Origin of the sequence: Rodentibacter heidelbergensis (genome assembly GCF_002000125.1) — a bacterium.
GTDB classification, from domain to species: Bacteria; Pseudomonadota; Gammaproteobacteria; order Enterobacterales; family Pasteurellaceae; genus Rodentibacter; species Rodentibacter heidelbergensis.
Genome location: NZ_MLHH01000014.1, coordinates 76,399 through 89,961 on the forward strand (window position 1 = coordinate 76,399; position 13,563 = coordinate 89,961).

Annotated in this window: 10 protein-coding genes; 8 read left to right on the forward strand and 2 right to left on the reverse strand. The window is 41.9% G+C overall.

The window, feature by feature from the left end; genetic code table 11:
• The first annotated feature begins 127 nt into the window (after positions 1-127).
• From BKK48_RS07060 to BKK48_RS07070, 3 genes are all read left to right on the forward strand, one after another.
• Entirely contained in the window at positions 128-1,141 is a 1,014-nt protein-coding gene (locus BKK48_RS07060) for a Fe(3+) ABC transporter substrate-binding protein (RefSeq protein WP_077427430.1), read from the forward strand.
• A 181-nt stretch (positions 1,142-1,322) separates the two neighbouring features.
• Positions 1,323-2,972, forward strand: a complete 1,650-nt coding sequence (locus BKK48_RS07065; protein ID WP_077427431.1) for an ABC transporter permease — start codon at positions 1,323-1,325, stop codon at positions 2,970-2,972.
• On the forward strand, positions 2,973-4,007 hold the full coding sequence (locus BKK48_RS07070) for an ABC transporter ATP-binding protein (RefSeq protein ID WP_077427432.1): 1,035 nt from the start codon (positions 2,973-2,975) through the stop codon (positions 4,005-4,007).
• Between the two features lie 122 nt (positions 4,008-4,129).
• Here BKK48_RS07070 and BKK48_RS07075 read toward each other — a convergent pair whose 3' ends face one another.
• Together BKK48_RS07075 and trmB are read right to left on the reverse strand one after the other, a co-directional pair.
• A complete protein-coding gene (locus BKK48_RS07075) occupies positions 4,130-4,474 on the reverse strand; it encodes a YggL family protein (RefSeq protein WP_077427433.1) in 345 nt (114 codons plus the stop codon).
• An 81-nt stretch (positions 4,475-4,555) separates the two neighbouring features.
• Positions 4,556-5,296, reverse strand: a complete 741-nt coding sequence (gene trmB / locus BKK48_RS07080; RefSeq protein ID WP_077427434.1) for a tRNA (guanosine(46)-N7)-methyltransferase TrmB — start codon at positions 5,294-5,296, stop codon at positions 4,556-4,558.
• A 102-nt stretch (positions 5,297-5,398) separates the two neighbouring features.
• Between trmB and priA the strand changes: the two genes are divergently transcribed.
• The 5 genes from priA to acrB all read left to right on the forward strand — a co-directional run bounded on the left by priA (position 5,399) and on the right by acrB (position 13,557).
• The gene (gene priA / locus BKK48_RS07085) at positions 5,399-7,591 is read left to right on the forward strand and encodes a primosomal protein N' (RefSeq protein ID WP_077427435.1); all 2,193 of its coding nucleotides are present in this window, start codon (positions 5,399-5,401) and stop codon (positions 7,589-7,591) included.
• A gap of 74 nt (positions 7,592-7,665) precedes the next feature.
• Positions 7,666-8,484 carry a cell division protein FtsN gene (gene ftsN, locus BKK48_RS07090; RefSeq protein ID WP_077427436.1) on the forward strand — a complete coding sequence of 273 codons (819 nt, stop codon included), beginning with the start codon at positions 7,666-7,668 and terminating at the stop codon, positions 8,482-8,484.
• 177 nt (positions 8,485-8,661) lie between these two features.
• Positions 8,662-9,225 carry an efflux transporter AcrAB transcriptional repressor AcrR gene (gene acrR / locus BKK48_RS07095; protein WP_077427437.1) on the forward strand — a complete coding sequence of 188 codons (564 nt, stop codon included), beginning with the start codon at positions 8,662-8,664 and terminating at the stop codon, positions 9,223-9,225.
• Positions 9,226-9,256: 31 nt separating this feature from the next.
• Complete coding sequence (gene acrA, locus BKK48_RS07100) at positions 9,257-10,453, forward strand: multidrug efflux RND transporter periplasmic adaptor subunit AcrA (protein WP_077427438.1); 1,197 nt, start codon at positions 9,257-9,259, stop codon at positions 10,451-10,453.
• A 17-nt stretch (positions 10,454-10,470) separates the two neighbouring features.
• On the forward strand, positions 10,471-13,557 hold the full coding sequence (gene acrB, locus BKK48_RS07105) for a multidrug efflux RND transporter permease subunit AcrB (RefSeq protein WP_077427439.1): 3,087 nt from the start codon (positions 10,471-10,473) through the stop codon (positions 13,555-13,557).
• Positions 13,558-13,563 lie beyond the last annotated feature (6 nt).

Below are 13,563 nucleotides of genomic sequence, written 5' to 3' on the forward strand. Positions count from 1 at the left end.
CAGCCAGCCGATTAATACTGGCGCAAACAAAAAATGAGAATAATTCTTATTGACGGAAGTAAGATAACCTTTTAGAATTCCCACACCATTAACACATAATAACCCCCTTTCTTACGGAGGAAATCCCATGAAAAAATTGACCACCCTTGCATTATCCCTTTCTGCATTGCTTTCTACTTCGGCATTGGCCGCCAATGAAGTGAATGTTTATTCTTATCGTCAACCTTATCTTATCGAACCTATGCTCAAAGATTTTGAGAAAGACACCGGCATTAAAGTGAATGTGATTTTTGCTGATAAAGGTTTGGTGGAACGTGTCAAACAAGAAGGCGAATTAAGTCCGGCTGATGTGTTATTGACGGTGGATATTTCCCGTGTCATGCAAATTGTTAATGAAGGTTTAGCACAGCCTTTCACCTCTAAAATCTTAGACGAAAATATTCCTGCCCAATATCGTGATTCTGACGGCAAATGGTATGGTTTAACGACACGAGCTAGAGTGATTTATTCCTCTAAAGATCGAGTTGGAAAATTACCGGCAGGTTTCGATTATTTAGATTTAGCTAAACCGGAATTTAAAGGTAAAGTTTGTGTGCGTTCAGGCAAGAATGCCTATAATGTTTCACTGTTTGCTTCAATGATTGAGCATTATGGTGAAGAAAAAACCAAAGCCTTTTTAGAAGGGCTAAAAGCAAACTTAGCGCAAAAACCTCAAGGTGGCGACCGTGATCAAGTGAAAGCAATCAAAGAAGGGGTTTGTGATTACTCACTCGGTAACAGCTATTACTACGGAAAAATGTTAGACGATGAAAAACAAAAAGCTTGGGCTGAAGCAGCTGTGATCAATTTCCCTGCCGGAAAATATGGTACACACGTTAATATCAGTGGTGTAGCATTGGCGAAATATGCACCAAATAAAGAAAATGCGATAAAACTTGTGGAATATTTAAGTGGTGAAAAAGCACAAAAACTTTATGCACAACTTAACCACGAATACCCGGTTAAAGCAGGTGTGGAACCTTCCGAATTAGTAAAAGGTTGGGGAACCTTTACACCGGATACGCTAAAATTGGAAACCATCGCTAAAAATTATGAGAAAGCTTTAAAGTTAGTGGATGAAGTAAAATTCGATGAATTTTAATCACGATTAAGCTTTCTTAATTAAAAGAAAAACGAGCTTTTAACAAAATGAGATTTTTCAAAATTTGTTAAGGCTCGTTTTACTGTCTAAAATGATTTATCCTTAATAACAGATATTTTTCGAGCTAATCATATTCGCTTGGATTGCTAAATCACAGAATTTGTATGAGAAAACCCTTTAAATGACCCGGCATTTACCTTGGAAATTGTTTGCGATTTTGACCGCACTTTTTATTCTATTACCGTTGCTCGCCATTGCGTACCATGCCTTAGACGGTGAGACGGATAATCTTATCCATCTTTGGAATACGATGCTTGGTCGCTATGTGATGAATTCCGTCTTATTGGTGATAGGGACTGTCGTGCTCGCATTATTTTTTGCCCTCCCTTCTGCTTGGTTAGTAGCCAATTTTCAGTTTTGGGGACAGCGTTCATTACAGTGGTTGCTTTGCTTGCCTCTTGCCATGCCGGCTTATTTAATTGCTTATCTTTATACGGATTTACTGGATTATTCAGGCGCTTTTCAGGCGTTCTTACGCAATATATTTGGCTGGCAAACCCCACAGGACTACTGGTTTCCTCAAATTAGAACCCTTTACGGGGCGTGTTTTGTACTTGCTTTGGTGCTATATCCTTATATTTTTCTTCTTGTTCGAGTGGCATTTTTAGAGCAATCAGAAAATTTACAGCACAGTGCGAAAATGCTGGGGGCTACCCCGATGCAAATTTTTCGCCGGGTGACTTTTCCGCTTATTCGCCCCGCTATTGCCGTTGGGATGGCATTGGTTGCCATGGAAACCTTAGGGGATTTTGGTACTGTTGCTTATTTTGCGTTGCCTACCTTGACGACCGCCATTTATGATTCGTGGTTGAGTTTTCACGATCTTGGCACAGCAAGTCGTATCTCAATTTTTATGCTGATGATGGTTTTTCTGTTTATCAGCCTCGAACAATACAGCCGCCGCAAACAGAAAAGCTACCAACGAGGCTATGAAAAGAAAACCCATGTTAAAAGGTTAACAGGCTGGCGAGGTGGTTTAGCGTTAGCATGGTGTTGGGGGCTATTGGCTATCGCCTTTTTTATTCCATTTGGGCGATTGATTTTTTGGTCGATTGATTATTTTGAACAGTCGTGGAATTTAGATTTTGTTCAATTTGCCTCAAACAGTTTAAAAGTGTCCTCAATTGCGGCGGTGACAACGGTATGTATTGCCCTGTTGTTACACTTTGCCCATCGGTTATCTCAAAATACCCCATTTTTTGGAAAAATAACCCGACTTTCCCTTTCTTTATCAAGTTTTGGTTATGCCATTCCCGGGACGGTGTTGGCAATAGGCTTACTTTCTCCGCTCACCTTTGCCGATCATCAACTGCATAGTTTGCTCAAAAGCTTAGAATTAAAACCAGTTGGACTGATTTTTTCCGGTTCGATCTTTGCTTTAGTGTTAGCTTATACCATTCGTTTTTTGGCAATGGCAATTGGAAGCCTTGGTGCCTGTTTAGAAAGAGTATCCCCCACATTAGATATGGCAAGCCAAACCATGGGGAAAAGCGGCGCAAATATGTTTAGGCATATTCATATCCCGCTCATTTCTAAAGGAATGATCACAGCCGCTTTAATGGTCTTTATTGAAAGTATGAAAGAGCTTAATGCCTCGTTATTACTGCGTCCTTTCAATTTTGATACGCTGGCCACTTACGTTTTCACTTTTACTTCGGACGAACAGCTAGAGCGGGCCGCCATGCCGGCGGTTATCTTGGTGTTAGTTGGGTTGATTCCTGTGATTTGGCTCACCCGCTCGCTGATTTCTCAATCACAAAAAGAGCGTTAAATGAAATTACTTGAAGTGCAGCAACTCAGCTGTAGGTTTGAACAAAATCAGATTTTAGAATCCCTTGATCTTGATGTTGAAGAAAACGAGATCGTTTGTTTACTCGGTGCAAGCGGTTGTGGCAAGACAACGTTGCTTAAAGCGATTGCCGGCCTTATTCCAACTTCGCAAGGCACAGTAAAACTTGCGGGGAGGGTGATGAACCCCATCCCTGTGGAGCAACGTAAAATCGGGTTGATTTTTCAAGATTACGCACTTTTTCCCCATTTAACCGTAGCGGAAAATATCCAATTTGGTTTGACTAAATTGACAAAAAGTGAACAAAAAAATCTCACTCAACAAATGCTGAATGTGGTGAAATTGGCCGGGTTTGAACAGCGTTTTCCACACGAATTATCCGGTGGACAACAGCAACGGGTAGCTATTGCGCGATCGTTGGCTTGCAAACCTGAGTTACTTTTATTGGATGAGCCTTTTTCCAATATTGATAGCCAAACCCGTTATGCGATGATCCAAGAAATTAAACAGATCTTAAAAAATCAAAAAGTTGCCGCTATTTTTGTGACACACAGTAAGGAAGAAGCCTTTGCTTTTGCCGATAAAATTGCCGTGATGGATCAAGGAAAAATTGTACAAATTGGCTCACCCACTCAGCTTTATCACAATCCCATTAATCACTTTGTAGCGGATTTTCTCGGCAACACAAATTATCTTGAGAGTGAAATTCAAGCCAACCAAACATTGAAAAGCCCGATTGGAACTTATCATCTTTTTCCTGAAATGGACTATGCCATAGGGCATTATGAATGGTTACTTCGTCCCGAACAAATCTTGCTCAAATTAGATGAAAACGGACAAGGGAAAGTGAGGGATAAACTTTTTTTAGGTCAGTACTATCGTTATCAGATTGCTATTAACGGCATTCATCTTATTGCTTATGAAAGTACGGATTTACCTTTAAACGCGACCGTGAGTGTCACCTTTCAGTGTCAAGAATTTGTATTTTTCCCCTCTCATAAGAGTAGTAATCCATAAACGAAACCTGATGCAAAGTACAAAGTGCGGTCGGTTTTTTGTTAATTTTGCGACATCATACCGTTAATTAAAAAAACAGCATAAAAAGTGTTACCCTTTTATGCTGTTTTTCGCTTAAAGATTTAAGCTTTTGAGGATGGATAATCCCACCAAATATCAAATAATTCACTGATTTCGATTTGTTGTAAGCCATTGCTTTCAAGCCATTTTTTTACGGTTTCACGGTGGCTTTCATCACATTTACCGATTTTTTCTAAGCATACTAACCCTTCCCAGTGTAGATAGCCACTGCCTTCATAAGCCAGTCCATTTGGTTGGATTACCTCTGCGATAAAACGATCAATCACTTCATCCACCGTATCAATTGAAGTGCCTTCGGCAAATTGGAAATTGACCAAAAAGCCTAATTCTTGGAATTCGGCAAGATGAAGTTTTTTACGCTGGCGTTGATTGTAAGATTTAGACATATTGCGCTTCTCCTATTTGGATTGTTATGTGGAATGAATGAGAGCATCAGCATTTTACTGATGCCTTTATAAAATCAAAAATTATTTCTTTGTAAAAAATAAATCCCAAATACCATGCCCTAGCCGTTGTCCACGGGCTTCAAATTTGGTTAATGGACGAAAACTCGGACGGGGAATATAATCCCCCTGTGCAGAGGTATTAACTAAATGAGCATTTGCTCGGAGTACCTCAAGCATTTGTTCCGCATAGTTTTCCCAGTCGGTTGCCATATGAATGAAGCCATTTTCAGCCAGTTTTTTCACCACTTGATCGACAAAGTGCGGTTGAACAATGCGGCGTTTGTGATGTTTTGCTTTATGCCAAGGATCGGGGAAAAAGAGCTGTAATCCCCCTAATGTATTATCTGCAATGCTATCGCGTAAAATTTCAGTGGCATCATGGCAGATCACACGAAGATTTTTTACCCCTTTTTCTACGGCATAGGCAATGCAGGCACCGACCCCCGGCGTATGTACTTCAATACCGAGATAATTTTTATCCGGATTGGCATAGGCCATATCTACCAGAGATTTCCCCATGCCAAAGCCGATTTCTAAAATGACCGGATGGGTATTGCCATAAATGTTCACAAAGTCAAAAGGGGAGGATTGATAGTCTAATCCCAGCTCTCCCCAATGGTCGTTCATCATGGTTTTTTGGAATTCACTTAAACGCCCTGTACGCAATACAAAACTGCGTATTTTACGTTTATAACGTCCCTCTTCGGTAAATTCAGCAGTTTCGACAGTTTTTCGTTTTTGATCGGCAAAGGTCGGTTTCATCACTTTTAGATTGTTAAATGAATGTGTAAAATTGCCGGCGATTATACACGAAATCAGGGTGTTTTCCCGTATAATACGCCAAATTTTTTCCTGAAGGTGATTATGAAAATTGTCCGTGTCGCACTGCCTGTGCCACTTCCTCGTTTATTTGACTATTTGATTCCTGACGATATGTCCTTGGAGATTGGCGCACGGGTGCTTGTGCCTTTTGGACGGCAAAAAAAAGTGGCGATAGTGGTGCAATTACCGGAAACCACAGCGATCCCCAAAGAGAAATTAAAGGAAATTATTGCCCCTTTAGATACCACCTCCCTCTTTTCCTCTGTGACTTGGGATTGGTTGATATGGGCGGCAAATTATTATCAGGGTGCATTGGGAGAGGTGCTATTTCAAGCTTTGCCGGTGAAATTGCGTAACGGTGAAAGTGCGGTGAAAAATGACCGCACTTTTTGGCGTATCACGGAAGAAGGAAAAAATGCCCTGTGCAACGATGAACTCAAGCGTTCGAAAAAACAAGCGGAAGCCTTGCGATATTTGTCAGAAAAGGATTTGGAAAAAGGCGAGGGGGATTTTAGCCCTTCTGTTTGGTCGGCATTAAAACGCAAACATTTTGTACAAGAGATCGCTGTGCAAGAGGAGGCAAAAAGCTGGCAAGCGGTTTTGGGCAATACCCCCTTAGTGAATGTTGATAATCGTCTGACGTTAAACAAACAACAAGCCTTAGCTTTTAGCCGATTGATGTTTCAACGTGAATTTAATGTGTGGTTACTGGAGGGGGTAACAGGCTCAGGTAAAACAGAAATTTATTTGCAATATATTGAAGAGATCTTGAAATCCGGCAAACAAGTGTTGGTATTGGTGCCGGAAATCGGGTTGACCCCACAAACCGTTCAACGTTTTAAGGCTCGTTTTAATGTGGAAATTGATGTTCTCCATTCGCATTTGAATGATACCCAACGGCTCAATGTGTGGCTTCGGGCAAAAAACGGGCAAAGTGCGGTAGTGATTGGTACAAGATCTGCATTATTTACCCAATTTGCCAATTTAGGGGCGATTATTTTGGATGAAGAACAGGACAGTTCTTTCAAACAACAAGATGGCTGGCGTTATCATGCTCGAGATTTGGCGATTGTGCTGGCTCAAAAACTGAATATTCCTATGCTAATGGGATCAGCAACGCCAAGTTTAGAAAGCCTTAACAATGTCAAAAACGGTAAATACCAACATTTGATTTTATCGAAAAGAGCGGGAAATGCGGCGGCACTTCGTCAGTTTGTTATTGATCTGAAAAATCAACCGGTGCAACAAGGGTTATCGCAGCCCTTGTTGGCCCGAATGAAAAATCACCTTAAAAAAGGCAATCAGGTTTTATTATTTCTCAACCGTCGTGGGTTTGCCCCTGTTTTGCTTTGCCACGAATGTGGTTGGATTGCACAATGCCCTCATTGTGAAAAACCTTATACCTATCATCAACATCAACGGGTGTTGCGTTGTCATCATTGTGGTTCGCAGAAAACCATACCACGTCAATGTGGCGATTGTGGTTCGACCCATTTAGTCACAACAGGGTTAGGCACAGAGCAGTTAGAAGATACCTTGAAAGCGCAGTTTCCCGCTTATTCAGTCGCCCGCATAGACCGAGACAGCACATCTCGAAAAGGTTCTTTGGAAAGCTATTTAGAGAACATTCAGCAAGGCAAAAGCCAAATTTTAATAGGTACGCAAATGTTGGCAAAAGGCCACCATTTTCCGAATGTTACTTTAGTGGCTTTGGTCAATGTGGACAGTGCGCTGTTTTCCTTGGATTTTCGTGCAGAAGAACGGTTGGCGCAGCTTTATGTACAAGTGGCAGGCCGTTCCGGCCGTGCAGAGAAACAAGGGGAAGTGGTGCTGCAAACCCATTATCCGGATCATCCCTTACTTACCACTTTGTTAGCGGAAGGCTATCCGGCATTTGCTGAAGAAACCTTAAGCTTACGTCATCGAATGGGATTGCCGCCTTTTAGTTTCCAAGCCTTGTTTAAAGCACAGGCCCGTTTGAGTGAACAGGCTGAAGAATGTTTATTTCGGATCGCTGATTTTTTTCACACAAAAAACATTGAGGGATTACAAATTTTAGGGCCAATGCCTGCACCTTTGAGCAAAAAAGCAGGGCAATTTCGTTGGCAATTGCTTTTACAGCACCCCTCTCGCCAGGCGTTACAAAGGGTATTACGGGAATATCAACAGGCGAATTTAGAAAAAAATAGCCAAGTGCGGTTGATTTTAGATGTGGATCCTCAGGATTTTAGCTAGAAAATTACGATATTTTTCAGTAAACTTGGCAAATTTTTAGCATAGTCAGAAATCATTAACTTTTAGGATTTATCGTGGCACATCGAGATTTTGCAGCCCGTCGTGGTTCAAATAAGAAAAAAAAGACAACCAATAAAAATTTATTAATAGGCGTTGCCTTAGGCGTATTACTTGCCTTTGGCATTGGGCTTTATTTTTTAAAAAGCAAAACCCCCGAACCGGTTGTTTCAGTGGCAAAACAGCCTGAAAAAACACCACCAAAAAGTGTGTTACCCAATCGCCCGGAAGAAGTGTGGAGTTATATTAAAGCATTAGAAACCCGCACTGTGCCGGTGGATGATAAGCCTTCGAGTGTCGAGAAAAATATGCGTTTAACGGAGGAACAACGCCAAGTCTTAATTCAAATGGAAAAAGAACAAAAAGCGGCAGAAGAAGCCCGCAAATTGGCAGAAAAACGCAAAGCAGAAGAGGCTGAAAAGGCACAACAAGCCGTAACAGCACAACAAACGGTAACGGCGAAGACAGAAACACCGAAACAAGAAGTAAAAAAACAACCGGAAACCACGAAGAAACCGGAGACGGTGAAAAAGCCTGAAACGGTGAAAGTAGAAACAGCGAAAAAAGCAGAAACTAAAACAGAAGAAAGCAAACCGGCAACAACAGCGACAGCCGGCGAAGGTAAACGCTTTGGTTTACAGTGCGGTGCGTTTAAAAACCGGGCTCAAGCAGAAAATTTACAAGGACGTTTAGTGATGTCCGGTATTAATGCGCAAGTAATGGTCAATGGCGAGTGGAACCGGGTTCGTGTCGGCCCCTTTGCAAGCCGAGATGCGGCTTCTCAAGCACAGGATAAAGCAAAATCTGTGGCAGGTTGTGTGATTATCGGGATGTAGATTTTAGTGTAATCGAGGGAGACTCGACCTCATTGTGATAAGGAAAAGTGTGGTGAAAAATGACCGCACTTTTTTGTGTTTTTAACTTGCCAAAAAATGAAAAATCTCTAAAATGAACGCTCGTTCATTATGGGCTGAAAGGCACTTTTTTATTTTTAAACCTAAGGTTTTTTATTTATGCGGCATGCTAAAACAGATCTTGCTGAGCAAATTTTTATGGCAGTGGATTGCCTCATGGCAAGAGAGGGGTTAAATCACCTCTCAATGCAAAAATTGGCCAAAGAAGCCAAGATTGCTGTGGGAACGATTTATCTTTATTTTAAAGATAAAGATGAATTGTTAGAACAATTCGCTCGGCGTGTGTTTTCGCTCTTTGTAGCGGCACTTGAAAAGGATTTTGATGAAGCAGAATCCTTTTTTAAACAATATGGACGAATGTGGTGGAACATTTGGCTATTTTTACAAGAAAATCCCACCATTTTATCAAACTTGAATCAATATCAGTCTTTACCTCATTTTACTGATCTTTGTCGAGAAATTGATAATAGTTGTTGGGATCGTTTTTGTTTGCAAGGGAAAGCGGCGGATGAATTAGCTGATTTACCCAATGATGTGCTTTTCCAATTGAGTTTAAAAACCGCAATGACGATGGCATCGGATATGAAGTTTTTAAATGTGGAACTCACTCATGAAATTTTAGAATCTGTGATTGAACGCTCTTGGCGAGCAATTCAGAAATAAGCATTATTTTGTATTATGGAGTTTTAAACAAATGAGTCAAACTCAAACAGCTCGACCAAAACGCTCACATGTTTTCGTTATGAAAATTGTTTTAGTGGTGTTTGTTTTAATTTTTGCCGGTGTGATCGGTTTTAATGTGTTACGCGGCATTATGATCGGTAAAGCCATTGCCAATATGCCGGAAGCCTCAAGTCCGGTGACGGCAGTGGAAGTGAAAGCAAGTGAGTGGACACCGGTGATTAATACCACAGGGCTTGTTCGTCCAAATCAGGGGGCAATGCTCAGTGCGCAAAATGCAGGAACCGTGTCTAAGGTTTTTGTTCAGAATGGACAAATGGTGAAAAAAGGCGATTTGTTGGTTGAGCTTGATAGTTCGGTTGAACGTGCAAGCCTTCAAGCAGCACAAGCCCAACTTCCGGCATTGCGTCAAACCTATCAACGTTATGCCAATTTATTATCAAGCAGTGCCGTTTCCCGTCAAGAAGTGGATAATGCGAAATCCGCTTATGATGCGCAAGTGGCGAATATTGAATCCCTAAAAGCCACGATTGAGCGTCGCCAAATTGTAGCGCCATTTGATGGCAAAGCAGGTATTGTCAAAGTCAATGTCGGTCAATATGTGAATATTGGTACAGAAATTGTGCGTGTAGAAGACACCAGTTCGATGAAAATTGATTTTGCCATTTCACAAAATGAGTTAGACAGATTACATCTTGGTCAGCGTGTTACGGCAACCACCGATGCCCGCCAAGGCGAAACCTTTTCTGCCCGCATTACAGCTATCGAACCGGCAATTAATTCATCCACCGGTTTAGTGGATATTCAAGCGACTTTTGATCCTGAAGATGGACGTAAATTGCTTTCCGGTATGTTCTCTCGTTTGCGTATTGCTTTACCGACAGAAACCAATCAAATCGTCGTACCACAAGTGGCGGTGAGCTATAACATGTACGGTGAAATTTCTTATTTGTTAGCGCCTTTATCTGAAGAAGATAAAGCCAAATTTGCCGACAACCCGAAATTAGACAACCTCTATCGTGCAAAACAAATCACGGTATTTACTAAAGACCGTCAAGGAATTTATTCCCAGTTACAAGGCGATGAAGTGAAAGTAGGCGATAAAATTATTACCGGTGGTCAACAAGGTATTGGTAATGGCAGCCTTGTTGAATGGATCAAAAAAGACATCGTTGGTGGAACCGAACCTGCGAAGAAAACCAATCTCTAATAGGCTAGGAAATACGAATGAAATTTACAGATATATTTATTCGTCGCCCTGTTTTAGCGATTTCGATCAGTTTGCTTATCATTATTTTAGGTTTGCAGGCGGTGTCGAAATTGGCAGTGCGTGAATATCCTAAAATGACAACAACGGTGATTACCGTCACCACCGCTTATCCCGGGGCGGATGCGAACCTCATTCAAGCATTCGTTACTTCTAAATTGGAAGAGTCCATCGCTCAGGCGGATAATATTGACTATATGTCCTCATCAAGTGCGCCAAGTTCTTCAACGATTACCGTAAAAATGAAATTAAATACGGATCCGGCGGGGGCGTTGGCCGATGTATTGGCAAAAGTGAATGCGGTGCGTTCGGAGTTGCCAAGCGGTATTGAAGATCCTACGGTGGCGTCCTCATCAGGAGGAACGGGGATTATGTATATTAGTTTCCGTTCTAACAAGTTAGATTCTAGCCAAGTGACGGACTACATCAATCGTGTGGTGAAACCGCAGTTCTTTACCATTGAAGGGGTGGCGGAAGTCCAAATCTTTGGTGCGACGGAATATGCGATGCGTATTTGGTTAGATCCGCAAAAAATGGCGGCGCAAAATCTTTCCGCTTCACAGGTGATGTCAGCGCTCTCTGCCAATAATATTCAAACAGCAGCAGGGAGTGATAACGGTTATTATGTGAGCTATCGTAATAAAGTGGAAACCACCACAAAATCGGTAGAGCAGTTGGGCAATTTGATTGTCGCCTCTAATGGCGATGATTTAGTGCGTTTGCGTGATATTGCCACCGTTGAACTCAATAAAGAAAGTGATAATTCACGAGCGACCGCAAACGGTGGGGAATCGGTGGTATTGGGGATCAATCCGACCTCTTCTGCGAACCCATTGACGGTGGCTGAGAAAATCCGTCCGCTTTACGCCAGTATTCTAAAACAGCTTCCGGACAGTATGGAATCGGATATTCTTTACGATCGTACCATTGCCATTAATAGCTCGATTAATGAGGTAATCAAAACGATTGTGGAAGCAACGGTGATCGTATTGGTGGTGATTTTGATGTTTATCGGTTCACTGCGTGCCATTATCATTCCTGTTCTCACCATTCCGATTTCATTGATCGGGGTGCTGATGATGTTACAAAGTTTAGATTTCTCGATTAACTTGATGACATTATTGGCGTTGATTCTTGCCATCGGTTTGGTGGTGGACGATGCGATTGTGGTCTTGGAAAACGTTGACCGTCATATTAAAGAAGGGGAAACGCCATTCCGAGCGGCGATTATCGGTACTCGTGAAATTGCGCTACCGGTCATTTCCATGACCATTTCATTGATTGCGGTTTACTCGCCAATGGCATTGATGGGCGGTATTACAGGTACACTCTTTAAAGAGTTTGCCCTCACCCTTGCCGGTTCGGTATTTATTTCAGGTGTGGTGGCGTTAACCCTTTCACCGATGATGACCAGTAAATTACTGAAATCCAATGCTGAGCCGACATGGATGGAACGCAAAGTAGAACACACCCTATCGAAAATGAATAATGTATATAACTACATGTTGGATATTGTGATGCACAATCGCAAATCCATGGTAGTGTTTGCCGTGGCGATTTTTGCCACATTACCGTTTCTCTTTAACTCGCTTTCCAGTGAATTAACACCGAATGAGGATAAAGGTGCGTTTATTGCCATTGGTTCAGCCCCTTCTAATGTGAATGTGGATTATATCCAAGATGCCATGACCCCTTATATGAAAACTGTCATGGATACACCGGAAGTGTGGTTTGGTATGAGTATTGCCGGTGCGCCAAGTTCTAATCAATCTCTTAACATTGTGACATTAAAGGATTGGAAAGAACGTTCACGCAAGCAACCGGAAATTATGAACGAGTTGAATGCCAAAGCAAAAGCCATTCCTGAAGTGTCAGTTTCTGCTTTCAACTTCCCTGAAATTGATACGGGGGAGCAAGGCCCGCCGGTTGCTATCGTGTTAAAAACCGCACAGGATTATAATGCTTTAGCCAATACGGCTGAGAAGTTTTTAGAAGCGATGCGGACATCAGGCAAGTTTGTTTATACCAATCTTGATTTGAAATACGACACCGCACAAATGACCATTTCGGTGGATAAAGAAAAAGCCGGAACCTATGGCATTACGATGCAACAAATTAGTAATACTTTAGGCAGTTTCCTTTCAGGGGCAACCATTACCCGTGTAGATATTGACGGACGGGCTTATAAAGTCATCTCGCAAGTAAAACGTGATGATCGCCTCTCGCCGGAAAGTTTCAAAAATTACTACCTCACGGCAAGTAACGGGGAATCGGTGCCGTTAAGTAGTTTAATTAGCATGAAACTGGAAACCCAACCGACTTCTTTACCACGTTTTAGCCAGTTAAATGCGGCAACTATTCAAGCCGTACCTATGCCGGGTACCTCCACTGGGGATGCGGTGGCATGGTTACAACAACACGCCGATACCACTTTACCACAGGGCTATACTTACGATTTCCGTTCGGAATCCCGTCAGTTGGTGCAAGAAGGAAATGCGTTGGCAATTACCTTTGCCCTCGCTGTGGTTATCATCTTCTTAGTATTGGCTATTCAGTTTGAATCAATACGCGATCCAATGGTGATTATGATTTCGGTTCCTTTGGCGGTAAGTGGTGCATTATTGACCTTAAACTTCTTGTCCTTCTTTGGTATTTCAGGCACAACTTTGAATATTTACTCACAAGTGGGATTAATCACTTTGGTGGGCTTGATTACCAAACACGGTATTTTGATGTGTGAAGTGGCGAAAGAAGAGCAATTATTGCATGGTAAAAACCGTATTGAGGCGATTACTGCGGCGGCTAAAGTGCGTTTGCGTCCAATTTTGATGACAACCGCAGCGATGGTGGCCGGTCTTATTCCATTGCTTTATGCAACAGGGGCAGGTGCGGTATCTCGCTTTAGTATTGGTATTGTGATTGTAGCCGGTTTATCTATCGGAACTATCTTCACCTTGTTTGTTCTTCCGGTCATTTATAGTTATGTGGCAACGGAACACAAACCATTACCGGTATTTGAAGAAAATGAAACCAACTCGGCACATTAATAAAAC